Source organism: Adlercreutzia sp. St.1H8 (assembly GCF_059728655.1).
This window is the reverse complement of sequence record NZ_AP039376.1, coordinates 811,362-837,873: the sequence shown is the minus strand read 5'-3', so window position 1 is coordinate 837,873 and position 26,512 is coordinate 811,362. Positions and strand designations below refer to the sequence as shown.

General features: G+C 70.2%; 22 protein-coding genes and 1 tRNA gene. 4 read left to right on the top strand and 19 right to left on the bottom strand.

All coding sequences use genetic code 11. The annotated features are described in order from the left end of the window. Positions 1-7 precede the first annotated feature (7 nt). Together AC6I0Y_RS03020 and AC6I0Y_RS03015 are read right to left on the bottom strand one after the other, a co-directional pair. The gene (locus tag AC6I0Y_RS03020; protein ID WP_497733016.1) at positions 8-2,557 is read right to left on the bottom strand and encodes a molybdopterin-dependent oxidoreductase; all 2,550 of its coding nucleotides are present in this window, start codon (positions 2,555-2,557) and stop codon (positions 8-10) included. A gap of 86 nt (positions 2,558-2,643) precedes the next feature. After that, positions 2,644-3,237, bottom strand: a complete 594-nt coding sequence (locus AC6I0Y_RS03015) for a 4Fe-4S dicluster domain-containing protein (protein ID WP_497733014.1) — start codon at positions 3,235-3,237, stop codon at positions 2,644-2,646. A 190-nt stretch (positions 3,238-3,427) separates the two neighbouring features. Here AC6I0Y_RS03015 and pdxR point away from each other — a divergent pair, with 190 nt between their 5' ends. After that, positions 3,428-4,810, top strand: coding sequence for a MocR-like pyridoxine biosynthesis transcription factor PdxR (gene pdxR / locus AC6I0Y_RS03010; RefSeq protein WP_160710296.1), 1,383 nt, complete (start codon positions 3,428-3,430; stop codon positions 4,808-4,810). A 634-nt stretch (positions 4,811-5,444) separates the two neighbouring features. On the opposite strand, the gene proC is transcribed toward pdxR, so the two are convergent. The 8 genes from proC to AC6I0Y_RS02970 form a co-directional block, all read right to left on the bottom strand. Then, on the bottom strand, positions 5,445-6,239 hold the full coding sequence (gene proC / locus AC6I0Y_RS03005) for a pyrroline-5-carboxylate reductase (RefSeq protein WP_160710295.1): 795 nt from the start codon (positions 6,237-6,239) through the stop codon (positions 5,445-5,447). A gap of 760 nt (positions 6,240-6,999) precedes the next feature. Beyond that, positions 7,000-7,075 (bottom strand) — tRNA-Ala (locus tag AC6I0Y_RS03000). A 262-nt stretch (positions 7,076-7,337) separates the two neighbouring features. Then, entirely contained in the window at positions 7,338-8,702 is a 1,365-nt protein-coding gene (locus AC6I0Y_RS02995) for an ATP-binding protein (RefSeq protein WP_160710294.1), read from the bottom strand. A 232-nt stretch (positions 8,703-8,934) separates the two neighbouring features. Further along, a complete protein-coding gene (locus AC6I0Y_RS02990; protein ID WP_497733011.1) occupies positions 8,935-10,749 on the bottom strand; it encodes an ABC transporter permease in 1,815 nt (604 codons plus the stop codon). Continuing rightward, complete coding sequence (locus AC6I0Y_RS02985; protein WP_497733009.1) at positions 10,749-11,783, bottom strand: ABC transporter ATP-binding protein; 1,035 nt, start codon at positions 11,781-11,783, stop codon at positions 10,749-10,751. The genes AC6I0Y_RS02990 and AC6I0Y_RS02985 overlap by 1 nt, the downstream gene beginning before the upstream one ends. Before the next feature lie 92 nt (positions 11,784-11,875). Continuing rightward, positions 11,876-12,958 (bottom strand): extracellular solute-binding protein, encoded by a 1,083-nt coding sequence (locus AC6I0Y_RS02980; RefSeq protein WP_160710229.1) that lies wholly within the window; start codon positions 12,956-12,958, stop codon positions 11,876-11,878. A gap of 396 nt (positions 12,959-13,354) precedes the next feature. Continuing rightward, positions 13,355-14,578 (bottom strand): glycosyltransferase family 4 protein, encoded by a 1,224-nt coding sequence (locus AC6I0Y_RS02975; protein ID WP_497733007.1) that lies wholly within the window; start codon positions 14,576-14,578, stop codon positions 13,355-13,357. Positions 14,579-14,671: 93 nt separating this feature from the next. Next, a complete protein-coding gene (locus tag AC6I0Y_RS02970) occupies positions 14,672-15,007 on the bottom strand; it encodes a Veg family protein (RefSeq protein ID WP_160710227.1) in 336 nt (111 codons plus the stop codon). Positions 15,008-15,341: 334 nt separating this feature from the next. Between AC6I0Y_RS02970 and AC6I0Y_RS02965 the strand changes: the two genes are divergently transcribed. After that, the gene (locus AC6I0Y_RS02965) at positions 15,342-16,298 is read left to right on the top strand and encodes a MarR family transcriptional regulator (protein WP_160710226.1); all 957 of its coding nucleotides are present in this window, start codon (positions 15,342-15,344) and stop codon (positions 16,296-16,298) included. Between the two features lie 177 nt (positions 16,299-16,475). On the opposite strand, the gene AC6I0Y_RS02960 is transcribed toward AC6I0Y_RS02965, so the two are convergent. The 4 genes from AC6I0Y_RS02960 to AC6I0Y_RS02945 are packed head-to-tail and all read right to left on the bottom strand — an operon-like array spanning position 16,476 to position 20,296. After that, complete coding sequence (locus AC6I0Y_RS02960; RefSeq protein ID WP_160710225.1) at positions 16,476-17,237, bottom strand: hypothetical protein; 762 nt, start codon at positions 17,235-17,237, stop codon at positions 16,476-16,478. A gap of 1 nt (position 17,238) precedes the next feature. Further along, complete coding sequence (locus AC6I0Y_RS02955; RefSeq protein WP_236643489.1) at positions 17,239-19,080, bottom strand: FAD-dependent oxidoreductase; 1,842 nt, start codon at positions 19,078-19,080, stop codon at positions 17,239-17,241. 12 nt (positions 19,081-19,092) lie between these two features. Further along, positions 19,093-19,620 (bottom strand): FMN-binding protein, encoded by a 528-nt coding sequence (locus tag AC6I0Y_RS02950; RefSeq protein WP_160710223.1) that lies wholly within the window; start codon positions 19,618-19,620, stop codon positions 19,093-19,095. Between the two features lie 16 nt (positions 19,621-19,636). Further along, positions 19,637-20,296 (bottom strand): cytochrome c3 family protein, encoded by a 660-nt coding sequence (locus tag AC6I0Y_RS02945; RefSeq protein ID WP_497733004.1) that lies wholly within the window; start codon positions 20,294-20,296, stop codon positions 19,637-19,639. 252 nt (positions 20,297-20,548) lie between these two features. On the opposite strand from AC6I0Y_RS02945, the gene AC6I0Y_RS02940 reads away from it, so the two are divergent. Further along, positions 20,549-21,178, top strand: coding sequence for a TetR/AcrR family transcriptional regulator (locus tag AC6I0Y_RS02940; protein ID WP_160710209.1), 630 nt, complete (start codon positions 20,549-20,551; stop codon positions 21,176-21,178). A gap of 192 nt (positions 21,179-21,370) precedes the next feature. Then, positions 21,371-22,483: a DUF5692 family protein gene (locus tag AC6I0Y_RS02935; RefSeq protein WP_201751041.1), complete on the top strand. Its 1,113-nt coding sequence runs from the start codon at positions 21,371-21,373 to the stop codon at positions 22,481-22,483. Positions 22,484-22,608: 125 nt separating this feature from the next. On the opposite strand, the gene AC6I0Y_RS02930 is transcribed toward AC6I0Y_RS02935, so the two are convergent. The 5 genes from AC6I0Y_RS02930 to AC6I0Y_RS02910 form a co-directional block, all read right to left on the bottom strand. Further along, positions 22,609-22,824, bottom strand: a complete 216-nt coding sequence (locus AC6I0Y_RS02930; protein ID WP_160710210.1) for a DUF6440 family protein — start codon at positions 22,822-22,824, stop codon at positions 22,609-22,611. A gap of 258 nt (positions 22,825-23,082) precedes the next feature. After that, entirely contained in the window at positions 23,083-23,883 is an 801-nt protein-coding gene (locus AC6I0Y_RS02925) for an SDR family NAD(P)-dependent oxidoreductase (RefSeq protein ID WP_160710211.1), read from the bottom strand. 182 nt (positions 23,884-24,065) lie between these two features. Further along, positions 24,066-24,809 carry a hypothetical protein gene (locus tag AC6I0Y_RS02920; protein WP_160710212.1) on the bottom strand — a complete coding sequence of 248 codons (744 nt, stop codon included), beginning with the start codon at positions 24,807-24,809 and terminating at the stop codon, positions 24,066-24,068. 10 nt (positions 24,810-24,819) lie between these two features. Then, entirely contained in the window at positions 24,820-25,776 is a 957-nt protein-coding gene (rsmA, locus tag AC6I0Y_RS02915; RefSeq protein ID WP_160710213.1) for a 16S rRNA (adenine(1518)-N(6)/adenine(1519)-N(6))-dimethyltransferase RsmA, read from the bottom strand. Next, positions 25,763-26,479 (bottom strand): flavodoxin family protein, encoded by a 717-nt coding sequence (locus tag AC6I0Y_RS02910; RefSeq protein ID WP_497732998.1) that lies wholly within the window; start codon positions 26,477-26,479, stop codon positions 25,763-25,765. The genes rsmA and AC6I0Y_RS02910 overlap by 14 nt, the downstream gene beginning before the upstream one ends. Positions 26,480-26,512: the final 33 nt, after the last annotated feature.

Below are 26,512 nucleotides of genomic sequence, written 5' to 3'. Positions count from 1 at the left end.
GACCTCCCTAGATCTTCTCGATGGACACGGTGGTCTTCTTGTAGTCCGGCTCCTTGGAGAGCGGGCAGTAGACGTCCTGGACCACCAGGTTGATGAGGGTCTCCTCGGCGAAGAACGGCGCGAAGACGATGCCCTCGGGCGGCGCGGTGCGTCCCGCGGTGGACACCTTGATGTCGCAGGAGCCGTAGCGCGACCTCACGCGCACCCTGTCGCCGTCGCTCACGCCCAGGCGCTCGCAATCGGCCGGGTTCATGTCGAGCAGCGCCTCGGGGAGCGCCCGGTCGAGCTCGGCCACGCGGCGGGTCATCGACCCGGTGTGCCAATGCTCCAGCAAGCGCCCGGTGCACAGGTAGAAGGGGTACTCCTCGTCCGGCACCTCCGCCGGCGGCTCCCAGGGGCGGAACACCACCGAGGGGCGCTTGCCCGCCGACTTGTAGAAGCTCACGCCGCCGGCCTTGTCGTGCTCGCCGTACTGCTCGACACCGTACTGGTCGAAGCCGTCGGCCTGGTCGCCGTCGCAGAAGCGCCACAGGGTGGGCAGCCACTCGCCGTCGACCTCGCGCACCGGCCAGGTGAGGCCGTGGTTGTCGATGTAGAGGTCGTAGGGGGCCAGCTGCTTGGCCTCCATCTTGAGGGCCGCGGACTCGTTGATGGCCGCCGCGCGGTCATTGAGCCAGGGGTTGGAGAAGGTGCGGTACTCCTCCCAGATGGCGCGAGACACCTCGCGCTGGTCGCCGCGGAACTCGCCGGCCTCGGCGTCGTACCACGCTCCGAACAGCGCCTCGAAGGCGTCCTCGTCGCCGATCTTCTCGCCGGCCAGAACCCGCTTGGCTATCTCCATGAGCATCCACAGGTCCCACTGGGCCTGCCCCGGCGGGTCGACGGCCTTCTCGAACACCGCGGTGCGGCGCTCGCCGTTGCCGAACTGGCCCTCGCGCTCCACCCACATGGCCGCGGGCAGCACCACGTCGGCGTACTGGGTGGAGAGCGTCGGGTAGACCTCGGACACGCAGATGAACGCGTCGATGACGCCCTTCTTGTCGCCGCGCCCGAGGAAGCGGGTGAGGTTGGGCAGGCTCACGGCCCAGTTGTTGTGGGCGCTCCAGAGGAAGTCGATGTTGCCCTTGGACAGCTCGCGGAAGATCTTCACCGTGTGGAACCCGGGCTTGGCGATGGCGTCGAGGTAGCCCTCGGGCAGGTTCCAGACGGCCTCGGTGTAGCGACGGTGCGGCTCCTGGGCCACCACCAGGTCGGCCGGCAGGCGATGGCAGAAGGTGCCCACCTCGCGAGCCGTGCCACAGGCCGAGGGCTGGCCCGTGAGCGAGAAGGCGCCGTCGCCCGGCAGCGCGTAGCGGCCGGTGAGCAGGTGGATGTTGTAGATGCAGTGGTTCATCCACGTGCCGCGGTTGTGCTGGTTGACGCCCATGGTCCACAGCGAGAGCACCTTGCGCGACTTGTCGGCGAACACCTCGGCGAGCTCCCGGATGTCCTCGGCGGGAACGCCGGAGACCTCCTCGGCGTACTCGAGGGTGTAGGGGGCGAGGCGCGCGGCGTACTCCTCGAAGGTGATGGAGGCGACGGCGTCGACGGACTGGCCCTGCTCCGAGGCGTCGTATCCGTCCTCGAAGGCGTTGCCGATGTCCTCCGTCCCCTGCTTGAACTGCAGGTGGTCGGCGACGAAGGCCTTGTCGTAGAGGTCGTTTTCCACCAGGTAGCAGGCGATGGCGTTGGCGATGGCGATGTCGGCGCCCGGCTTGAACGTGAGCACCTTGTCGGCGCTCGCGGAGGTGCGGGTGCGCAGGGTGGTCACGTCGTAGTGGCGCACGCGCTCGTCGGCTAGCTTGCGGGCGGTCAGCCGCGAGTAGAGCATGGGATGGGCCTCGGCCATGTTGGCGCCCCAGGTGACGAACACGTCGGCCTCGTCGATGTCGGCGTAGCAGCCGGCCGGCTCGTCGGTCTGGAAGATGTTCATGAAGCCCACGACGGCGCTGGCCATGCACAGGCGCGCGTTGGGGTCGATGTTGTTGGAGAGCAGGCCGGCCTTCCAGAACTTGGCCTGGCAGTAGCCCTCGACGATGGGCTGCTGGCCGCTGCCCCAGAACGCGAGCCGGCTCTTGTCGGCCTTCCACGTCTCGCGCAGCTTGGACGCCACCAAATCGAGCGCCTCGTCCCACGTGGCCTCGCGCAGGCCGTCCGGGGTGCCCTTGGTGGCCTTGTCGTCGCGGATGAGCGGCGTGGTGAGGCGGTCGTCGCCGTAGAGGGCGCTGGCCAGGTAGTAGCCCTTCACGCAGTTCAGACCGCGGCTCGACCCGTTCTCGGGGTCGCCGGTGACCGATACCAGGCGGCCGTCCTTGGCCTCGACGATCACACCGCAGCCGCAGCCGCAGAAGCGGCACACGCCCACGGTGCGCGTGGTTCCCGCCGGGGTCGTCGGGGCGCTCGAGGCCTTGGCGGCCCCGTCCGCGCAGCCGGCCATGGTGGCCATGGTGCCCGCGGCCGCGGCGCTGGCGAGCGCCACCGCGGTGGTCTTCACGAACGTCCGTCGCGTGAGATCCATGCTGTCCTCCTCTGCTTTCCTCTGGTTGCGATTTCCTGCCCGCCTGCCTCGCCCCGGCCGTCGCGGCGCGATGGGCCGGGCGGCGCTCAGGCGCCCGTCGTCGGCTCCACGTGGATGGCGGGGCGGGGGTCGCCCACCGGGCAGCGCTGCTCGCACAGCCCGCATCCCACGCAGCGTCCCTCGTAGACGACGGGGGCGAACACGGCGTGGATGTCGTCGCCCTCGCGCGGGCGGTAGTCGATGGCGATGGCGTCGTCGATGAGCGGGCAGGCTCGGTAGCACACCTCGCAGCGCATGCCCTTGAACGACAGGCACAGCTCCTCGTCGATGCGCGCGGTGCCCATGGCCACCTCGGAGCGCTCCCGCACCGGGGAGAGGGCGCCGGTGGGGCACGCCGCCGCGCAGGGGAAGCCGGCGCAGAGGCGGCAGGCCTGGACCCGGGCGTCGATGACGGGGGTTCCCGCGGCAAGCCCCGCGTCGAGCGGTGCCGCGTGGATGGCCTGGTAGGGACAGGCCTCCAGGCAGCGGCCGCACTTGACGCAGCGGGCGTCGAACGCGGCGGGCGCGCCGGCGCCGGGCGGCCGCAGCAGCCCCAGGGCGGGGCGCGTCCCCTCCCAGGCGGCGGCGAGCGCCACCAGTCCGGCGGCGCAGGCGGCGGCTATGGTGCCGATTCGAGCCACGGCCCCCCCCTTCGACTGTCGCTGGCTCTCCATGGTACTGGATGATAGAGAAGCATCGGTTTTGCCCGGAAGGGACAGAGAACGGTAAAATCACAGGGACAGTTGGCTCAGGCGGAGGAGGACGGTCGGCACCGTCGCCGCTCGCCCGGGCCCGCGGCAGGCCCCTACCAGCGAAGGCGGTGAGGCGGACATGCTCATCGATCAGCACAGCGACGTGCCCATCTACCAGCAGATCTACCAGAAGATCCACGACGGCATCGAGGACGGCTCCTATCCCATGGGCAGCAAGCTCCCCTCCATCCGCGGCCTTGCCGACGACCTGGGCTGCTCCCACAACACCGTGGAGACCGCCTACCACCTGCTGACGAGCGAGGGCCTCGTGGCCAGCCGCCCCGGCTCGGGCTACGTGGTCCAGGACGTGTCGTTCCTGGAGATGGACGCGCCTCGGCGCCCCGCCCCCGATGCCGCGCCGGCGCGCCGCATCCGCTACGACTTCACCTACGGCGACCTGGAGCCGGGCAGCTTCCCCGCCGCGGCCTGGCGCGCCATCACCGACGACATCCTGCTCTCGGTGGAGAACGTGGGCTGCGACGCCTACAACGACCCGCTGGGCGAGGAGGAGTTGCGCGGCGAGATAGCCTGGCGGCTCAACACCCAGCGCGGGCTTCACTGCACCTCCGAGCAGGTGGTGATCCAGGGCGGCACCCACAGCAGCGTCCAGAACCTGCTGGCCCTCTTCCCCGGCGACACCGTGGTGGCCATGGAGGAGCCGGGCTACGACGGGGTGCGGTCGGCCATAGAGCGGGCCCGCGTGGCCGTGGCCCCCTGCCGCATCGGCCGGGGCTACGAGCGCTTCCTCGCCGACCTGGACGCCAGCGGGGCCCACCTGGTCTACGTGACGCCGTCGAGCCAGTTCCCCACCTGCCAGGTGATGCCGGTCGACCTGCGCGAGCGCCTGCTCGCCTGGGCCCGCGACCACGACGCCTACATCCTGGAGGACGACTACTGCCGCGACTTCCGCTACCGCGAGCGCGCCCTGCTGCCGTTGGCCAACATCGACCTCGAGGGGCGCGTGGTGTACATGGGCACCTTCTCTAAGTCGCTCTCCCCCGCCCTGCGCATGAACTACCTGGTGCTGCCGCCCCGGCTGCTAGAGCAGTGGCGCGCGACGTTCGGGAGGTCCTACGCCGAGGTACCCTGGCTCAACCAGGCGGTGCTCGGTCGATTCATGCACGACGGGTGGAACCGCCACCTGCAACGGGCCCAGGTGCGCAACCGGCGCAAGTACGAGGCGCTCACCGGCTCCTTGCGCGCCGCGCTGGGAGACCGGGTGAAGATACTGGAGAACGGCACGGGGCTGCACCTGCTGGTGAACGTGCCCGGCGGCCGCAGCCAGGACGAGCTGATCGAGGCGGCCGAGCGCGAGGGCGTGGCGGTCTACGGCACGAAGCGCTACTGGGCGAACACCGCGAACGCGCCGGAGGGATGCGTGCTCGTGGGGTTCTCGGCCATTCCCGAGGGCGACATCGAGCCCGGCGTGCGCGCGCTGGCCCGCGCCTGGTTCGGCGACTAGCCCGTTGGGGGCGTGGTGGGGCACCGGGCGTCAGGCGACGGCCGTCGAGGGGGTTCCTGGCCAAAACTCCCTTGGTTTACGCAGATCTTGTCGTCCCCTGGCCGCCGTGGGGGAAGGGGAGGCTCGCTCTTCCCCGGTCAAGTTGATAGCCAGTTGGGAATAATCGAAAGCGGAGGCCTTGAGAATCCGGGGATCCGCGTAAACCGGGGTGGTTTTGGCCGGAATCTTCCTCAGCCCGGCAGGAGCGGCCGAATGGGGGGACGGCCCGTCCGCAGTGCTGACGGAGGGGGCGAACGGTCCTCTCGAAGAGGAGCGGGTGGGGACGGCCTTTCAGGGGGGGGTTGGCGGAGGGGCGGCTCCGGGCGGAGCCGCCGAGCCATCGGAGTCGCCGCCGCTTTTGCAGGGCGGCATCCGTGGGGCCGGAGTTTCGCCGATTTCGAGGTTTCTGGCCAAAAACACCGTGGTTTACGCAACCGAGGCGCTGCGTGGGAAAGCGCCAGCAATCATCGTCTCCGTCTTACCAGGTCAAGGTTATTCTCTGCCGGAAATAGCTGTGAAGACCGCGAAGGATGCCCCCGCCAAGCGCGGAAAACGCGGTGTTTTTGGCCAGAAAGCCGCTAGCGGGCTCGACGGCCTAGAGCCGCTGGGCCTTCTCCACGCAGGCGGCGACGGCCTCCATGACGGCGGCCCGGAAGGCACCGGCCTCGAGGGCGGCGACGCCCTCGATGGTGGTGCCGCCTGGAGAGCACACCATGTCTTTGAGCTCGCCGGGGTGACGCCCCGTCTCGAGCAGGAGGCGCGCGCTGCCGGCAACCGCCTGGGCCGCGAACTCGACGGCCTGTGCACGCGGCATCCCCGCAGCCACGGCGCCGTCGGCCAAGGCCTCGATGAACATGAACACGAAGGCCGGCGAGCTGCCGGCCACGGCGCTGGCCGCGTCCATCAGGCGCTCGGGGATGACCGAGGCCGCCCCGCAGGCGCCCATGAGCCGCAGGACGAGCGCCTCGTCCTCAGCCGTGGCGCGCGGCCCAGGGCAGACAGCGGTGCAGCCCTCCCCCACGAGCGCCGGCGTGTTCGGCATGCAGCGAATGAGGCGCACCGGCTTGCCGAAGAGGCCCTCGATGCCCTCGAGGGTGAGCCCCGCGGCGATGCTCACGACAAGCGTGCCGTCGTCCACCGCACCGCGCACCTCGGCGACGACCTCAGGGAAGAACACCGGCTTCACAGCCAGCACCAGCACGTCGGCTTGGCGCGCCACCTCGACGTTGTCGGCGGTGACCGCGATGCCGAGCTCCGCCGCGCGACGCTCGCGCGTGGCCGCGGTCTTGGCCGACCCGACGATGTCGCCCGGCTCGACGATTCCCTGGGCCAGCAGCCCGCCGATGATGGCCGTCGCCATGTTTCCCAGCCCGATGAACCCGATGCGCATCCCGCGCCCCTTTCTCGTCGCGATGTCGCCGGACAACGCGCCGTCGCCCGCAGGCGCCGGCCGCCCAGGCGACGTTGGCATCCCATTATAGGACGACCTGCCGCCCCACGGCGCCCGGCATCCCGCCGCCGCGCAGCCGCGAGCCGCAAAGTGGCCAAAACCGACGACCTGACGACAGCCCGAGCCCCCACGGCAACCCTCCGCACGCGCATGGCGCCGAGTTTACCCAGGTCGCCGTCGAACGGCATGCCCGCGCAGGCAGAAAGCGGGGCGAAACCGGACAGCCGTCGTCGTCAGGTCGTCGATTTTGGCCAATTGAGGCGCGCAAGCTGCACCGCGACCGATGGCGCGGGGTGCCCGAGAGGGCGCCGCAAGCCCGACGCAGACGCGACGGAGCCGATCAGCCTGGCCCGATCGCAAGCCGGCCGCTGCCCGAGCCGCCCGCCCAGGCGCCGCCGTCGACGGCAGCGGTTGGTGGCGCACCGAGCGCAGGACGTTCGATGCCGGCGACGGGCCCCAGCGAGCAGCGCCCTCCCCCAGCGCCGAGTAGAATCCGGGCCGCGCGCCGGCGCCGCGGAGTCACCGCCCTCAACCGGGCCCTTTCGAACCCCGGTGCGCTCTTCCGCGACCACGCGCTAGCGAACCTGCGCCCGGCAGGCGGCCACGCCATCCTGCGCAAGCGCTTCGGGTTGCGCTCCTAAGGATCGCGCGCATAAAAAGCGGGGCCGGATCGTGTGATCCGGCCCCGTCCGAGTTACCGTGGTGGAGATGATGGGATTCGAACCCACGACCCCCACGTTGCGAACGTGATGCTCTCCCAGCTGAGCTACATCCCCACGGGTCATGCGCCTTGGCGCAAATCGATATGATGGCGCAACGCCGCAGGTTTGTCAACGCGCAAAACGTCGAATTCCACAAACGCGCGGCGGAGGCGCCGGCACGCCCAGGAGTGGCAGCCAGCCGCAGCGCGCCCCAAACCGGACGGCGCCGCCCGGGACGCGCCCGAGGCGACGCGCCGACGGTCGGCAGCCGGTTGCGCCGGCCCCAGGCCAGGCGCCGGCGCATCGCAAGCCCCCTGACGCCGGTCCCACGCCCCCCCTACAGCTCCACGACGAGCGACTCGGGCAGCCCCTCGGGCTTGACGAACGCCATCATGTACCAGGGCAGGTACGCGATGGTGGCCGGATCGTCGCGGCCGTCGGGCAGCTTCACCTCCACCGCCACGTTCTCGCGGCAGAACACATAGGCCAGATCCAAGCCCCACTCCCGCACGCGCAGCACGCTGTCGAGCGACGCGTGGGCGCGGAAGATGCGCCCCGACTTCGCCTCGATGGGGATCACCTTTCCGCCCTTCTGCACCACGAAGTCGATCTCGCCATGCTTGGCGCGCTCGTAGTAGAGCGCATCGAAGCCGTTGGCCGTGAGCATCTGCGCGAACGCGTTCTCAAGCACCGCGCCCCAGTTCACATCCAGCTGCCCCTGGAGAATCTTGAACTGCACGCCGTCGGCGAGCTGGGCCGTGAGCAGCCCCGTGTCGCACAGGAACAGCTTGAACATGCTGTGCTTGACGTTGAGCCGCAAAGGCGCCACCAACTCGGACACGTTGAAGCAGGGCAGCCCCACGCCGGCGTCGGCCAGCCAGATGAAGTCGCTCTCGTAGCGCTCGGTGCGCGCGCTCTTGGCCAGGTCGGACAAGCGGAAGCGCTTGTTCTGCTTGTCGAGCTCGGCGGGGATGGCATCGAAGATGGCGCGCACGTGGGCCTTGTTGCGGGCGTAGCGTGCGATGTCCATCCGGTAGAGGGCCAGGATGTCCTGCTGGACCTCCAGGGCCCGCGCCACGTCGCGCGTCTCGGCGAAGCGGGCCACCACGGCGGGCATGCCGCCGATGGCCAGGTAGTAGGAGAACAGGCGCATGAGGCGGCCGTGGACGGGCTCAGGCACCACGCACTGGCGCTCGAAGCATTCCCGCGCCAGGTCGAGTACCTCCGGCTGCACGTCAAGCGCCCAGCAGAACTCCTCGAAGGTGAGCGGATAGAGGCGCAGCACCGACTCATAGCCCACGGGCAGCGAGGGCGGCTCGCAGTAGCTCACGCCCAGAAGCGAGCCGGACTCGATGTAGTCGAAGCGCCCGTCGTCCACGAGGAACTTGATGGCCGTGCGCGCCCGCGGACAGGCCTGGATCTCGTCGAGGAACACAAGGGTGCGGCCCGGCTCGAGCGGACGGCCGGCGAAGGCAGACAGCAGCGGGATGACGGTGGCGGCGTTCAGGCTGCCCTCGAAGATGGCCTTGGCCTCGGGCTGGTCGATGAAGTTGATCTCGACGAGCAGGTCGTAGTGGGCGCGGGCGAACGCGCGCACGAGGTAGGTCTTGCCCACCTGGCGCGCCCCGTCGATGAGCAGCGCGCGACGTCCGGGCTGAGCCCTCCAGCGCTCGAGGCGCTCATAGGCGGATCGTCTGAGCATGGCGACTCCCCTCCCGCTGGCAGCCTCCGTGCGGGTCAACCCCGGTACAAGGCGCTCCTGCGACGAAAACAGCAAAGTGATTTGCCTAGTATGCGACGAAATCCGAAGAATGAAAAGATGGTTTTGCGACGAAATAGAGAAAATGAAATCATGTGTCTGCGACGAAATAGCTGAAGTGCCCCTGCATGCCGCTCCGGGGGCCGGCCTCTCCAAGGCCAGCCCCCCTCCTGAGTCAGCCCCGCCGTCGCGGAGCCTCGTCGATGCCGAGGCGGGCGGCATCGAGGCGCAGGATGGCGAACAGCAACGCGCAGCACAGCGCGATGACGAGCGCGCCATAGGCCATGGACACGCCGATGTGGTACTCCTGCATGGTGGTGACGATGCTCACGGCGATGGGCCGGTTGTGCACGCCGTAGAGCAGGGCGGACATGGTGTACTCGCCCATGGTGCGCACGAACGCCAGAATGGCGCCGGCCAGCACGCCGGGCACGATGGCGGGCAGCACCACCGACGCGAAGGTGCGCGCAGGGCCAGCGCCCAGGCTGCGCGCCGCCTCCTCGGCGTTCTCGCGCACGCCGCCGACGGCCACACGCGACGAGCTGAGCAGGAGCGGCAGCGCCATCACGGCGTAGGCTACCGGCAGGATCTCGAAGGTGCCGATGAGCGGCCGCCCCAGCGAGAACACCGACGGCGCGCTGAACACGTTGATGAGGTCGATGGCGATGACGCTGGCCGGCATGCACCACGGCAGCATGAGCAGCCCCTCGAGCAGCGCCCCGGGCAGGCTCTTCCCCTTGCGGGTGGCGTAGGCCACGGGCACCGTCAGCACCAGGCCCGCCCCCACGGCTAGAAGCGCCATCATCAGGCTGTTGCCCAGGGGGCGGAAGGTGCGCGGGTTGGTGAAGACGGCCTCGTAGTTGCCCAGGGTGGCCCCAGTGGGGAACACCTCGGTCATGATGGACTGGGTGGACATGAACGACAGGTAGAAGATGACCGCCACCGGCAGCAGCACCACCACGAGCTGCACGGCGGCAAACGCGGTGAACAGCCCGCGCGCCACCCGGCTGCGCCCCACATCCGGGCGCCAGTAGACCGCCCGCGCGCCCGCCGCTGCCCGGTAGCGCCGGGCCAGCCCCGAGCAGAGCGCCGTGGCCGCCACGCCGATGGCCAGAAGCACCATCACCTCCACCGAGGCCAGCACCATATCGTAGTTCGCCTTCGCCATCACGATCTGCGTCGAGAGCACCCGGTAGGTGCCGCCGATGAGCGCCGGCGCCGAGTACGACCCCACGGCCGACACGAACGTGGTCATGGCCGACACGATGACGGCCGGCCGCACCACGGGCAGCACCGCGTCGCGTACCACGCGCCCCAGACCGCCGCCCAGGCTGCGCACCGACTCCACCACGCTCGCGTCCACGTACTGAAGCGCCGTGTAGACGTTCAGGTAGAAGTACACGTACTGGGTGTAGGTGATGACGAAGACGATGCCCCCGAAGCCACCGAAGCCGAGCACGGGCCCCTCGGCGCCCAAGAGCGCCCCGAGGACGCGGGTGACCATTCCGCTCTCGCCGTAGAGCTGCATGAACGCCACCACGATGACCACCCCGGGGATCATGACGGGGCTCATGAGCAGGATCTGGACGAGGCGGCGGTGGCGCCGGCAGAAGAAGCGCACGTAGACGGCGAGCGCCGTGCCGACGACGCCGCAGGTGAGGGTGGAGGCAGCGCCCACGGCAAGCGTGTTGAGCACCGCCGTCTGGTTCACGGGATTGGCGAGGAAGTCCCCGTAGACGGAAAGGCCCGCCAGCCCCCGCCCGTCGAGGGACACGCCCGCGGTCTGGAGGGCCGGCACGAGGATGTAGCCCACGGCCAGGAAGGCCACCAGGGCGAAGTAGGCGGCTGCCGCCACGCGCAGGGGCGTGAGCGCCCGGCCGCGAGGTCGACCCCGGAGGCGCCGGCCGCCGCGCCCAGGCGACGCAGCCGGCGGCGCGGCCGCCAGCGCAGGCTCGCCCGCGCCCTGCGTCGACACGGTCCGCGCGCCCATCACGGACGCTCCACGGCCACGGCATCGCCCTCAGCGAAGAAGGGCGAGCGGCCGTCGTTGAGCGCGAGCACCGTCACCACGAGGCCCGGCGATTCCGCGGCCGCCGCCCGCCCGCCGACGGCCGCAGGTCGCACGAGGGCGCCCGCGCCAACGGCGCCCTCGCACGCCACCTGGTACTGGATGGCAAACCCCTCGTAGCGCACAGAGACCACGCGCCCGCAGGCCAAGGCCCGAGGGCCCGCCTTTGCCGCGGAGACGAGCCGGAGCGCCTCGGGCCGCACGAGGGCGTCGCCGCCGTCGGAGCCAAGGCCGCGCAGCCGGTTCACCTCGCCGGTGAAGGCCGCCACGAAGGCGTCGGCCGGGTGCTCGTACACCTCGCGCGGGGAGCCCGTCTGCACGATGGCGCCGTCATGCATCACCGACACCGTGTCGGAGAGCGCAAGCGCCTCCTGCTGGTCGTGGGTGATGAAGAGCGTCGTCACGCCCACCTGGCGCTGGATGCGGCGGATCTCCTCGCGCATGCGCTGGCGCAGCTCGGCATCGAGGTTGGAGAGCGGCTCGTCGAGCAGGAGCACCCGCGGCTCGGGCGCGAGCGCACGGGCAAGCGCCACGCGCTGCTGCTGGCCGCCGGAGAGCTCCATCGCGTTGCGGTCGGCCACCTCGGCAAGTCCCACCAGATCGAGGTACTCCCCCACCGCCCGCGCCACCTCCGCCTTGGGACGGCGCGCCACCTTCAGCCCGTAGGCCACGTTCTGCGCGACCGTCATCTGGGGAAACAGCGCGTAGTTCTGGAACACCACGCCCATGCGGCGCTTCTCGGGCGGCAGGTCGGTCACCTCGCGGCCGTCCACGAGGATGCGGCCGGCGTCCGGCTTCAGGAACCCGGCGATCAGCCGCAGCGTGGTGGTCTTGCCGCAGCCAGACGGGCCGAGCACCGTATGGAGCTCCCCGTCGGCGATGACGAGGTCGACGCCGCGCAGCACGGGCGTCTCGCCGTACGAGCAGACGACGGATTCGAGGGCGATGGAGGCCATGGCGGTTCCTCACGATAGGGGGTCAACGGACGCCGCCGACCCCTCAGGCGCAGGGTCGGCGGCAGGCTTGCGCGGACAGCCCGCGAGGCGGGCTACTTCGAGGCGACGGTCTTGTCCTGGCTGTAGATGGCGTTCTGCCACTCGTCGAGCCACGCCTTCTGGTTGGCGGCGATGACGCCCCAGTCGGCCGGCAGCGTCTTCACCTCGGCGCGCATCCACTCGGGCGACTCGGCCAGGGCGGCATCGAGGGTGGGCATGCGGTTGAAGTCGTTCGCGAGCATGGCCTGGGTGTCCTTGCTGCCCACGTAGGCGAGGAACGCCTGGGCGGCATTGGGATGCGGCGCGTCGTTGATGACGGCCACGCAGTCGGTGACGATGACGTCGCCCGAGGCCGCGTTCACGTACTGCAGCGGCATGCCGTTGGCGTCGCGGTTGTCGATGATGTCGTTCATGGTGGAGATGCCCACGGACGCCTCGCCGTTGCCGATGGCCTTGAACATCATCGAGCCGGAGTTGTAGTAGTTCTTCACGTTGGCGTTGAGGCCGGTCAGGTAGTCGACGGCGGCCTGGTCGCCGCCTTCCTGGCTGAAGTGGTAGTACAGGTTGCACACCGCCGAGCGCATCGACGAGGACAGGTAGTCGCGCGCGACGATCTCGTTCTGGAAGCGCGCGTCGGTCAGGTCGACCCAATCCGCCGGCGCATCGGCAGCGTCGAGCTTATCGGTGTTGTAGAACATCATGACGGGCGTCTTGATGGTGCCGTACCACAGGCCCTCATCGCTTTTGAACTGGTCGCCCAGCTCAGCTGCCCAGGCAGGGTCGGACGGGGCAAAGCAGCCCTCGTCGGCCAGCTGCAAGTACACCGACACGTCGCCGCCGTACATGATGTCGGCCTGGGGGTTGGCCTTCTCGCTGCGGACGCGGTCGGCCAGCTCTCCCTTGAGGTTGACGAACTCCACGTTGACGCCGGTCTCGGCGGTGAAGTCCGCGGCCACGGCCTCGAGCAGCTTCTCAGGATGCGTGGAGTACACCACGACGGTATCCTCCAGCTCTGCAGGGGCATCGGGGGCAGGATCGGCCTCCTGCTTGGGGGCGGCGTCGCCGCCGGAGCAGCCGGCCAGCGTGAACGCGAGCGCGCCGGCGCACAGCGCGGCGGTAATCTTCTTGTTGAGCACGGATATCTCCCTCTCTCGTAGCAGCTCGGCACGGGAGACGGCTGGCGGGAAGGGCCCGAAGGAGCGGTTCGCCGGTCGCCGGCCGCACGCGGAAAACGCCCCGCAAGCGGGGCTCCAAAGGCCGAGCAGATGGTCGCGGCATCTCGCAGAAAGTGCCGCCTTACCGGGCCAGGGGCGCGAAAGCCCGAGACCTCTAAACGAACCGGGCCGCTGCAGAGGCAGATCAAGCGCAGAAAGATGACCACCGTCGGCCCAGGGCGAGTATAGCAGTCCCCGGGCAGGAGGAACAGCCTCGCCATGAGGCTGTTGGCGTACTGTCAGGCAGGCCGCAGCGAGCGAGCGAGTCCCGCCGGGCGGCCGCCGCGGCCGAGCGCGCCCCCGCGCCCCCGCCGACCGCTAGGGTCGCGGCCCCACAGCCGCGAGGGCGTCCACGATGCGCGCGCTCACCCGCTCCCACGAGGCGCCGGAGGCGTCGCAGGGGATGCAAGGGGCCGCGAGGGCCCGCTCGATGGCCCGCGCCAGGCGCTCCTCGAAGGCAGGCAGCGCCGCCGGATCGGGCTCGTCGACGGAGACGAGCGGCGGCAGCTCCACGTAGGTGACGGGCGCCCCGGGAATGTGCTGCTCCAGCCAGGGCCGCAGCCCCGGCAGATCGGTCACCACCACCTTGCAGCCGCAGGCGAGCGCCTCCACCACCACGAGCGGCAGCCCCTCGAAGAACGAGGGCAGCACGAACACGTCGGCCGCGCGGTTGAAGGCGGCCACCTCCTCGGGGCAGCGCTTGCCCTGGAGGCGCACGGGCCAGCGGCAGGCTGCGGCGCGCGCCGCCAGCTCGGCCAGCTCCTCATCGGAGCCCGAGCCGCCGATGAGGTCGACCTCCAACCCTGCCGGGGCCTCCACCTCGTCAAGTGCCGCGAGCAGGCTGGCGACCCCCTTCTTGCGGGTGATCTTGCCCACGAAGACGAGGCGCGCCGGACACGCGGCGCCCTCCTCCGCGCACGCGGCGCCGGACGCCGGGGAGAACACGCGGCAGTCGTAGCCGGCGCCCACCACCTCGATGCGCGCGGGAGCGATGCCGTAGAGGTCCGCGATCTCGCGGCGCTGCTCCTCATGCAGCGCGAACACGCGATCGAGCCGGCGCACGGCGGCGATGATGCGGTCACGCTCCAGGTCGTGGGTGCGCATCTGGCGCAGATCGGTCGAGTGGCACACGGCGCCCATCACGCGGCGGGGCAGAAGCTCGCGCGCGAGGGCCGTCAGCAGGTACAGGTGGTGGCAGATGACCAGATCGGGCTGGAACCGGTCATCGGCGGCCTGGAGCGCCGTCGCGAAGGCCTCCTCGAACTGACCGCGCATAGCCGGCGTGAGGTCGCGGTAGCGGGTGGCCCGGTAGGGCATGGCGTCGGACATGCCGCACACGGGAAAGGGCAGCCCCTCGCGCTCGAAGCGCACGGCGAAGACGGGCACGTCGGACGGCAGCGTGGTCACCTCGTCATCGGGCGCCAGGCCGCAGACGACCGCCGCCTCATGGCCGAGGGCGCGCTGGCCGGCCACGAGCTGGGCCAGGTAGGTGCCGCTGCCGGTGCTGTCGGGCTTCTGCGCGGTGACGTTGAGAATGCGCATGGGGGGGGCTCCCTTCCTGCGAGAAGCGCCCCGCGGCCGAAAGCCACGGGGCGCTCGCGATGGTCGTATGCGACGAGGGGCGCGGAGAGGCGGCTAGGCCAGCACGCGCTCGGGCTCAGGCTCGCCCAGAAGCTCGCCCTCGAGCGTGCTCTCCTCGATGAACGGCGCGAACAGCGGCTCGCCGTTCTGGGAGAGCTCCACCATGCCGGTCAGCACGTCCACGTACTGATAGGACTGGCGGGCGGTGCGGCCGCGCTTGCGATCCACCTCCATGATGAACAGCTGGGGATGCACCTGGGTCAGCACGCCCTCGCTCTCGACGATCTTCGAGCGGCCCATGTTGGCGCGCACCTTCAGCCGTTGACCAACGAAGTCGTGCAGCGTATCATGAATGGAGTCGACGATCTTTGCCTGCTTGGCCAAATCCATGCTCAATCATCCTTATCGGGTAACTCGGGGCAAAATTCACAGATAACAGCTGCATATCATACCACCTTTGTCAAGCAAAAGTTAGGCTTGGTAAGTTTCTCCTGGCGAACAACACAGGAACCCCGCCCTCCGCACCCCCGGTCATCGGGGGCGGGCCGCCCGCATCCCCTGGAGGCGGAGCCTGCCCGGGGCCGACTCCGCAGCAGGATCCGGAGCCCCGCGTCGCGCCTGTGGCCCCTGTGGATTCTTCGCGACGCCCGTCTCGGCCGGGCGCGGGAGGGCTAGACTTATCGCTACACCGATGAACTAACTCTCGTCCAAGCCGAAGGTGACCATGACCAGCCCCGCCCCCCAATCCGAAGCCTCTCCCGCCGAAGAGGACGCCCTCTCACTCGACTCCACGTACCTCGTGGCCTTCGAGATGGCCCACGACGCCCTCTGCCGGGGCCTGGCCGCGGCGAGCACGCTCAACGTCACCCAGTACCGCGTCCTCACCAAGCTGCTCCAGGCGCCAGGACCGGTGAACCAGGGCGAGCTCGGGCGACTGCTCGCGCTCAAGCCCAACGTGGTGACCCACGCCGTAGACGGGCTGGAGGCGGCTGGGTACGTCACGCGCAGCGCCGGGAGCGAGGATGGCCGCACGCGCTTCCTCGCCGTCACGGAAGCCGGCGCCGCGCACGTGGCAACCGTGAACGAGGCGCTCGTGGACAGCCTCTACGCCACCTTCCCCACCGAGAACCCGACCTACCGCACCATCCTGGAGGCCGCCATCGCCGCCGGTGCGCGCATCGAGCCGCCGCTCGACGGCGGGCGCCCCCCGCGCTTCCCCGCCACCCGCGCCCTCATGGCCGTCGAGCTCATCCGCCAGGAGACCGAGCGCACCCTGCGCGAGGCCTGCGGCGCGTCGTTCAGCGAGTGCCGCCTCGTGCAGCGCCTGGCCGAGGAGGGCCGGCCCATGCGCGTGGGGCTGCTCGGCGAGTCGCTCATGCTGTCGTCGGTGAACGCCGCGCGCGCCGCCGATCGCCTGGTCAGGCGCGGCTGGGCGCGGCGTCTGCGCTCCCCCCAGGACCGGAAGGCGGTCTACGTGGCCCTCACCGACGAGGGGGCGTTCCAGGGGAGCCTCATCGGGGCCACGGTCAACGACCTGGCGCGCACCCGCCTGTGGGCGAACCTGGCGCCCGAGCACCGCGAGGCCATCGCCCAGGTGGGCCATACCGTGGTGGCCGACCTGCAAGTCCGCAAGGCCGAGCGGGCCCAGGCCCAGATAGACCAGCTCGTCCCCGTGGACTAGGGCGGCCGCGAGCGCCGGAAAAGGCAAGGGCCGGGCCCTCCCGCTCTGAGCCCCCGCTCCCCTGTCCAGGAACGGGGGGCTCGCTCTACGGGAGGGCCCGGCCCCTTCGCCAGCCGATGCCGCCCGGGCCGCTCGGCCGCGCCCCCGCGGGGACGCGGTCGACCCCCGGCCCGCCTCCTAGCTGCGAGCCGGAGCGGGCGCGGCAGCCAGGGCGGCGGCTCGCGCCCGGCAGGCGACTCGGGCCGCGCCGGCCATCATGAGCAGGTTCGCCACCACGTCGGCGGCCACCCAGCCCAGAAGCGCCGGCACCTCCACGCTCACCTGGTTGAGCGCGGCGAAGGTGCCCACGGTGAGCACCGCCACCACCGCGCCGCACCCGGCGCAGGCCACGAGCAGCGACGCCGTGAGCGAGCGGCCCGCGCGCGCCCGCTCCACGCAGGCCACGAGCACCAGCTGGGCCGCGGCCAGCAGCGTCCCGATGAACGCCGCGAACACCACCATGCCCACCGCGATGACCGGCAGCCCCGGCAGCTTGGAGCTCATGGAGCCCACCTGCACGGCCGAGAGGATGCCGAGCACCACCACGACCAGGCACACGATGGCCACGAGCGCCGTCGCCCAGCCCCAGAGGAAGGCCACGACGGGGCGGCCGGCGCCCCTCTCGCCGCGGGCGTAGAGCGCCGCGCCGAGCACCGGGCCGGCCGTGGACACCACCAGCACGAGGCCCGCCGCGAAGAGGAACGCCACGAAGGCCGATCCGGTGAGGATGGAGCAGACGACGTCCAAGATGGCCACGCCCGACGCCGAGATGTAGTCGAAGGCCAGGATGCCCGTCGCCCCAGCGAAGGCGAGCGCCGCGCGCCCCAGCACCGCCACGATGAGCGCCAGCCCGAACAGCGTGAGGTAGGGCCGCGCCGTCTTCCGCATGATCTCGCCCATGCTACTCCCCCCTCTCGTTCTCCACGGCGGAGGTGCCGCAGAGGTAGCCGCCGCAGAAGGCCAGCCCCACGTCTCCCATGAGCGACCCCAAGATGGGGTCGCCGATGTAGCTGTTCTCGCCGCAGGCGCCGCCGGCGGTGTGCCAGCCGGCGTAGAGGCCGGGGATGACCAGGCCGTCGGTACCCACCACCTGCATCTGGTCGTTGATGAGCAGGCCGGCCTTGGTGCCGTAGAGGTTGCCGCCGATGCGGCAGCCGTAGAACGGCGGGTCGACGATGGGGTGGAGCCACTCGTCGGGCACCGGGTACATGAAGTCGTCGGTGCCGCGGGCGCACGTCTCGTTCCAGTCGGCCACGGCCCGGGTGAGCACACCCTCGGCCAGGCCCAGGTCGGCCTCGAGCTCCTCGAGCGTGGCGCGCTCCTTCAGCACGTCGGCGTCGAGGGCGTCCTGCACGCCGTGGTGCCAGTCGCGGTAGTGCTCGGGCACCTTGTCGATCTGCTCGAGGTCGGGCGTGATGAGCTTGCGGCAGTGCTCCTGGGCATAGCCGGCCAGGTGATCCTCGTAGTGCGAGTCGAAGATGATGTAGGAGCGATGCCCCGGCGGGGTCATCTGGATGGTGGCCAAATCGCCCAGGGCGTAGATGGCGTTGGCGCCGTCCTCGCCCACGCGGGAGTCCATGTAGCGCAGGCGGTTGCCGCAGCGGTCGATGGTCAGCCACGGCTGGCGCGAGAGCTGGGTCATGCCGTCGTAGAGGAAGCGCGCCCACTGGCCTCCCTCGGCCTGCCAGTCCACGCCGCCGTCGAAGGAGGCCGAGCTGTTGAAGCCCGACACGTCAGCGCCCACGCCGAGCCCCATGCGGAAGCACTCGCCCGTCTCGCCGCCCACCAGGTAGCTCGACGCACAGCCCATGGCCGCCGTGGGGATGTAGCGCTCCAGGAGCGCCTTGTTGTTGCAGAACCCGCCCGCCGTGAGGATGACCGCCTGACGCGCGTGGATGTAGCGCTCGTGCTCGAAGTCCTCCTTGGCCACCAGGCCCACGATGCGCCCCGCGTCGTCGCGCACGAGCGCCGCCGCCGGGCACTGGAAGTGGTACTCCACGCCCTTGCGCTGGCCGTAGGCGAACATGGCGTCGGTGGCATCCTTCATCTTGAGCACGTGATGGTCGAGGGTGGAGTTCTTCGGCGCCACGTAGACGGGCACCTCGCCCAGGCGCCACTGCACGCCGCAGTCGGCCATCCAGTCAAGGGACTTGCCGCCCTGCTCGGCGATCTTGTAGATGAGCTTGGGGTCGGCCGCATAGTGGTACTCGTCCATGGCCCAGTCGGTGAGCGCCTGGGCGTCGAAGGGGTAGCTCGGGAAGGCGAACTTCTTCTCCTCCTGCATGGACATGCCGCCCAGGATGCCGCACATGCCGGCAGACTGGGCGTTGCCCCCGTGCAGGCCGAGGGCCTCCACGCAGATGACCTGCGCGCCCAGCTCGGCGGCGCGGGCCGCGGCGTTGAGGCCGCCGCCTCCGGCGCCCACCACCACGATGTCGCACTCCCAGTCCCACGCCTCGGGCACGGCCCGCGGCGGGATGGGGGTGGCGTCGTCGGCGGGGAAGGCGGCGGCGTTGTGCTCGCGGTACATGCCGTAGAGGCCGCTCGCGTTGGTCTCAGCGCTCTCGGGCACCGTCACCTCGGCCGATCCGTCGGCGGCCCAGTTGCCGATGCGCTCATCGGCGTAGGCAGCGGCGGCCGGCACGCCCGAGGCACCAGCGGCAGCCGCGGCGGTGCCGGCGGCGAAGAGGCCGGCACGGGTGAGAAAGTCGCGGCGCGAGAGGCTGCGCTTGGCTTCGTCCATGGTCATCCCTCCTTACTCGGCAGCCGCGGCTTGCGCGGCCGGGTCGGCGGCAGGGGCGGGCGCGTCGGCGGCGGCCTGGGCCAGGGCGTCGTCCACGGCGTCGCGCACGGCTGCGGTGGTGATGGTGGCGCCGGACACCGCGTCGATGTCCGAGCCCTGGGCCGCCTCGATCATCAGGGCGTACTTGCCGTCGCGAATGGCCTCGAAGCCGCCCACGGACTGCGTCTCGCCCTGCTGCTCGACGGCCAGGCAGGTGATGCGGTCGTCCTGGACGAGCAGGGTGGCGCTCACCGTGCCCGCCATGGCCGGGGCCTTGCCGGTGTAGACGCCGTCGCGCAGGGGCACGGCCGACCGGGCGTCAGGATCGGCCTCGACGGGCGCAGCCCAGGGATCCTCGGCGCGCAGGGCCAGCTGCTCGGCGCTGGCCGCGTCCTTAGAGCCCGACCCCTCGAAGGAGGCCCCGCATCCGGTGAGCCCCAGGCTGAGCGCCGCGGCCCCGCACAGGGCGGCCGAGAGCGTCTTGCTCGCGTTGCTGCTCATAGCTCCTCCCCTCTCCCTAGGCGACCGCGTCGGCGGCCTTCGCCGGCGCGATCCAGCCCTCGGGGACCTCATAGTCGTGACAGGTGTTGCAGTACATGACCGACTCCTGATGCACGCCGTGGCAGTTGGAGCAGTCGATGGCGCGCCCCTGGTGCGAGTCATGCGGGTTCACGCCGGGCTCGCCGCCCCAGTCGGCGGTCGCGGCCACCACCTCGTCGAAGTCGTGGCAGCCGGCCGTGGCGCACATGGCCTCGTCAGATCGCACGCCCACGCGGGTGATGAAGCCGTCCTCGTCAGTGGCGAAGTCGCCCGACGCCCAGGCCAGCGCCTCGTGGATCTGGTCGTCCAGCTTGGCCTCGTGGCACTGCAGGCAGGTGACGCCCTCCACCTGGTGGGCGTAGGCGGCCGTCTCCGTGGCCTCGTAGTAGCCCTCGACGTAGGCGTCCATCGGGTTGTGGCAGACGGCGTTGCAGAAGCTGGGCTGCTCGTGCCACATCCAGAACCCGGCGCCGGCCGCCACCACCACGACGGCCACCACCACGACGGCCACCGGCCAGCGGCGCCGCGTGCGGCGGGCCTGGGGCGTCGCGGCGCCCTCCGGCGCCGGGCCGGCGGCCTGCCCGCAGCCGCCTGGAGCCTCCTGCGGATGGTCGGCGCGCTTCTTCTCTTCGCCCATAGTCCCCTCCCATCTTTCGCGATCGAACACTTCTAGTTTCTTCATCGAAGTATTTTTTTTAATACATCAATGAAATTTATTGGCGCGAGTATAGCACCGTATTCCCCGTTCATGGAAGCATTCATTGACGTAACGTCACAGACCGTCAACCATTGACGGATTGTCAAATGTGTTCATTGACGCCCCGTCAATTCACGCGTAAGGTTCGCGGCGTGAGAAGAAGACGACCGTAAGCGGAAGGGGGCGTGAGCCATGGAACCCAGCGCAGCCACTGAAGGCCAGCCCGCCTCCCGCCGCCCCCACGCCCCGCTTCCCCCGGCCGAGCGCCGCGAGGAGATCATCGCGGCGGCCCGCGCCCTCTACGAGGAGAAGGGTCTCTCGCGCACCACCATCCAGGACATCACCAACCGGATGGGCGTGACGCGGTCGCTGTTCTACCACTACTTCCCCGACAAGGACGCCGTCACCTACGCGGTGCTCGACGCCTACATCGCCGACTACCTGGAGGCGCTCCACTACTGGAACGCCAACCGCCGCCCCGGTGACATCGAGCACGCGCTCTCGAGCGTCGTGCACCTCTTGCGCGTGGCGCTGTTCGAGCACGACGCCTTCCGCGCAGCCCTGGCATCCCAGGAGAACGCAGCGCTCTACCTCGAGTTCATCAACCGCGTCGCCGACCAGACGGCCACCTACCTCATCGAGAGCACCGTGCGCGACTACGAGGCGCGCCACGAGGTGCGCATCGAGCATCGCTACGAGACCTTCTACGTCCTCATCCTGGGCGTCATCGGCTACATGCGCAAGCATCCCGACGCTGACGATGCCCTGGTGGCAGACCTCATCGCCCAGACCCTCCACATGGATCGGGGCAGCACCACCTGACGTTCCCGCCGCCCTCAGGCGGCGAAGACGGGCTTTCATCGGCTGCGGCAGCCTGACGAGGCGCCTCCGCCGATGAAAGCGAGCGCAAGCGCCCGGGCCGCCGGCCGGACGACGAGGAGAGAACAGGAGCTGCAAGACCCGGCGCCACGCATCCGCACCACCACTACCCCATCGATTTGAAGGAGGATCACCATGTTGTTCGACGTCTATGGCCCGAACGCGCTCTACCAGTGGGCCGGCCTGATCATCGTGCTCGTCGCCCTCATCCTGCTCAATGAGTTCGCCCGACGCTCCAAGGCCGGCGGCATCTTCATGTTCTTCGGCGTCTGCGGCGCCATGACCGTCTACTGCCTGGCCGTCGAGATCGGCGCGGCCATGGGCGCTGAGTGGGCACTTACCAACCCCACCCACACCGACATGAACAGCTGGTTCCACTACGCCAAGGTCTACGCGGCCACGGCCGGCTGCATCGGCTTCATGATGCTCAAGTTCTCCTGGACCAAGATCGGCCGCTCCCACTGGTTCAAGGCCTTCCCCTTCATCATCGTGGCCATCAACATCCTCATCGCCGTGGTGAGCGACTTCGAGAGCGCCATCCGCGCCTTCGGCACCACCTGGGTGTCCTCCGAGGGCGTCACCCTCTACGGCGGCTGGCACAACGTGTTCAACGGCATCGCCGGCATCATCAACATCTTCTGCATGACCGGCTGGTTCGGCATCTACATCTCCAAGAAGCGCCAGGACATGCTGTGGCCTGACATGACCTGGGTGTTCATCATCGCCTACGACCTGTGGAACTTCTGCTACACCTACAACTGCCTGCCCACCCACTCCTGGTACTGCGGCGTGGCCCTGCTGCTGGCCCCCACCATCGCCGGCCTCATCTGGAACAAGGGCGGCTGGATCCAGAACCGCGCCTTCACGCTGTCCATGTGGTGCATGTTCTGCCAGCTGGTGCCGATGTTCGCCAACGACTCCATCTTCGCCGCCGACTCCGTGAACAACCCGGACGTCAACCTGGTGGTGTCGCTGCTGGCCCTGGCCGCCAACGTCGCCGCCTTCGCCTACATCATGTTCCGCGCCAAGAAGCTGGGCGTGAACCCCTACAAGCAGGAGGTCTTCGTGGGCACCAAGGACTTCCGCGAGGCCATGGAGCGCCGCTCCTCCACCGCCGAGCTGCTGGAGACCGAGCCCAAGAGCGCCACGCCGGCCGAGATCGCCGAGATGGTGGCCTACAACGAGCTGCCCGTTGAGGGCACCCCGGGCTTCGTCTACGTGGCCGTCGAGGAGGACGTGCGCAAGTAGCGCTCGCCGAGACGCCCCCCAGACGCCCCCTCCCCCATGGGCCCCGCGGCTGATCGGCCGCGGGGCCCTTTCTTCTGCGAGGCGGCCCTCCCCTGCGCGCCGAGCGAGCCGGGCGTGGGGGTGCGCTAGTCGTCACCCTTGATGGCGAGGTGGTCGATCTCGTCGAGCGGTGTGACCACGGGCTTGCCGTCGGCGTCGAGCAGCACCGTGAGGCCCGATCCCATGTTGTTGGTGTTGCAGATGAGCAGGAGGTAGTTCACGCCGGTCAGCGTGTCGACGTAGACTCGCTGCTGCTCGAAGACGCCGGCATAGTAGATCTGGACGAAACGCTTCTTTGCCATGAGGGGCTCCTTTTGCGGGCGATGCTGGATGCCACGCGTCCCGCCCCATCGCCCACCCCGCGGGAACACGCAGGGGCAGTGTAGGCGCCCGGAGCGAAAATCATGATGAAAACGCTCGCAAATGACTGCCAAAAGTCTTTGACATCCCAGTTCAGAGCCGTGAATTCACAGAACGCCACCGCCGGGCGGGCACCCCGACGCACGAGGAGGGCCCGCCAGATGACGGGCCCTCCTCATACAGGCGCTCGGAGCGGTGCGCTACGGACGCTGACCCATGGCGCCCTCCAGGGTGAGGGTCTCGCCGCTCATGAACTTGAAGTCGGGGCTGGCCAGCTGCACGACCACGCGCCCGATCTCCTTCTCCACGTCGCCGTAGTGGCCCATGGGAGGCATGTGGACGTTGGCCTCGAAGGCGTCCGGGTAAGCCTCCTGGAAGTTCTCGAGCGCAGCGGTCCAGGCCAGCGGGCACACGACGTTCACGTTGATGCCGTCGGGGCCCCACTCGGTGGCGGCCACGCGCGTGAGGCCGCGGATGCCCTCCTTGGCGGCGGCGTAGGCGCACTGGCCGTAGTTGCCGAACAGGCCCGCGCCGCTGGCGAAGTTGATGACCGAGCCCTTCGTCTCCTTGAGGTGCGGGTAGCACGCCTGCATATAGTAGAAGGTGGCATAGAGGCCCGAGTAGACGGCCAGGTCGAACTGGTCGGGGGTGTGGTCGGCCAAGGTGACACCGGAGGCGGACGCCTGGGCGTTGTTCACGAGCACGTCGATGCGCCCGAACGCGGCGATGGCCTGGTCGATGACGTTCTGCACGACGGCCTTGTTGTCGGCCCCGGCGTTGACGTCGGCCTGCACGGGGAGGACGCGGATGCCGTAGGCGGCCTCCAGCTTCTCCTTGGCAGCCTCGAGCTTGGCCACGTTGCGGCCGGTGATGACGAGGTTCGCGCCCTCCTTGGCGTAGGCGGTGGCGATGCCGTAGCCGATGGAGCCGGCGGAGCCGTCCTTCAGCGCGGCGAATCCGGCGCCGGTGATGATGGCGGTCTTGCCCTCAAGAAAGCCCATGGTTCCTCTTTTCTCCCATGACGGCGGGCCGCGGCCCGCGATTGACTCGTGAAGCACTCCCCCACCTTATCAGAAGGTGGCGGCTCAGGCGGCAAGGCATGACGAACGGGCGCCGCCCGCGGGGTGCGGGGCGCAGCGGAAGGCGGGCCCCGGGGGGGCGGACGCGGGCGTGGACGCGGGCGTCAGGCCCGGGGCTCGACGGCAGCGAGGACGCCGGCGCGCGGGTACCAGGTGAGCAGCACGGCGCCGTCGGCGGCGCCCACGGCCCTCAGGCGCACGAGGATGTCCTCCGCCTCGTCCTCGGTCATGCTCAACGCGAGCGGGCCCTCGCCGTCCACCACGAAGACCAGGTCGACGCGAGCCTGGCGCAAGGCGCGGAAGCGGCCGGTCGGACGGTCGGCCTGCGCGGAATCAAAGCGCGCCTCAGCCGTGACGGGGCCAGCGACGGCATCCGCCGCCGCGCCGGCGCCCTGGAGCACCGCCCCGGTTCCGGCGATCGCGCCCATGACCACCACGAACACCGCCAGGGCGACGGCGCCGACCAGCTGTCCGGCCGCCCCTCCCCGCTCCCGGCGCCGCGTCGGCGGAGCCGCGCGCCACCGGGCCAGGGCCGACCCGACCACGAGGGGGACGACCGCCAGCATCCCGGCGCCGAACAGCAGGCATCCCGCGGCTCCCGTCAGGCGCGCGCCCAGGGCGGCGGGCCCGATGCCAGGGCCCCACTCCCCCGCTAGGACAAGCACGGCACCCAGGGCGAGGAGCGCGCAGGCGACCCAGGGAAGGACCCGCGCAAGCTGGCGTGGAAGCACGGAGGGAGCCTCGCCGCGGACGACGCGGCGGCCATTCGCCGGAGCCGCGTCCGCATCGGGCCCGGGGACGAGGAGCGCCTTGGGCACCTCGTTGCGCTCGTTGGGGAACCCAGCCACAGCGCGGCCCCTAGAGCCCGGCGGCTGCCACGAGGGAACCGCCGTGGGCGAGCAGCGCCAGACCCAGGCGGACGAACTCGGCCTGGTCGAGGGTCTCGCCGCGCCGCGCGGGGTCGATGTCCGCGGCCTTCCACACCTCCGCGAGCGCGGCCACGACGTCCGCCGGCGCCGCGCCCCGGCCGGCGAACCACGTCTTGGCCGAGTTGGCGAGCGTCTTGCGACGGCTGGCGAAGGCGGCATCGGCCATGGCGCAGGCGGCGCGCACCTCGCGGGGCGCGAGCGAGTCGCCGGACTCACCTGCGGGCACGCGGCGATCAAGGCGGATCACGGCGCTCTCCACCCTCGGCGGCGGGAAGAAGTTGCCCGGCCCCACGGAGAAGCGACCAGCCGGCTGAGCGTAGAGCCCCAGCTTCACCGTGTAGGCCCCATAGCTCTTGGTGCCAGGGCGCGCGGCCATGCGGTCGGCCACCTCGCGCTGCACCATGACGGTGGCCGACTGGATGGACGCGAAGCGCTCGAAGAAGTCGAGCACCACGGTGGCGGCCACGGCATAGGGCAGGTTGGCCACGAGCTTGGTCGGCGTGCCGCCGGGCTCTCCCGGCGCGCAGCCGGCGGCCCGCAGGTCGTCGGGAGCCAGGTCGAGGGCGTCCTTGCGGACGAGCGAGAAGCCCTCCTGCCACGGCGCGAGCGTCTCGGCCAGCACGGCCGGCAGGTCGGGGTCGCGTTCCACCGACACCACGCGGGCGGCATGGCGCAGCAGCGGGATGGTGAGGGTACCCAGGCCCGGGCCCACCTCGAGCACCACATCAGCGGGGCCTACCTGCGCAAGCTCGATGATCTTGCGCAGGATGTCGTCGTTGACCAGGAAGTTCTGCCCCAAGGTGTACTTGGCCTGGAGCCCGTGGGCCTCGAGCACCGCGCGGGCGGCGGACACCGAGGACAGGGGCGACATCCTATCGGCGGCCATCGCGGCGCTCGTCCTCCCAGAGGTCGTCCCAGCCGTCGTCGTCCCCGTCTTCCGCGGGCGCGTCGGGTGCATCGTCCCACGCGGCGCCCAACGGTTCGACGGGGTACTCGTCGGCCTCGGCCGTGATCTCGCCGTCAGCGTCGATCTTGCCCACCCAGTCCAAGACGAGCTCCAGCTCGAAGCCGGCCACGGCCAAAGCCGAGCGCACCGTGCCCACAAGCGGCGCGATGCCGTGGGGGTCGCCCCCCTCTCCCACCACGTGGAGGACGGCCGGGCGGCGCGGACCCTCGCGCAGGGCCGACCAGTAGTAGGGCTGCAAGCGGTCGAGCAAGGCCTTCATCTGGGCGGGCGCGCTCGCGAAGTAGACAGGCGACACCATGATCAGCTCGTCGGCGGCATCGAGGTGCTTGCGCACCTCGGCCATCTCATCGGCGATGACGCACTGATGCTGCGCCGCGTCGCTGGCCGCCACGGCCGCGCAGGGGGCCAGCGGATCGCCCTCGGGAGGCGCAGCGGGCGCCTCGGACCGAGCAGCGCGGCAGGCGTCGCAGCCGGTGCAGGGCGCCACCCCGATGCTTGCCACCGACACGATGGACACGCCGTCGCCGGGGCACTCCTCGATGCAGGCGTTGAACAGCTCGTCGGCCAGGTGGGCGCTGCGCCCGTCGGCCCGTGGCGAGCCGGCTATGATGAGTCGGTGCATGGAGATCCGTCCTTCCGATGGGGATAGGCCCCC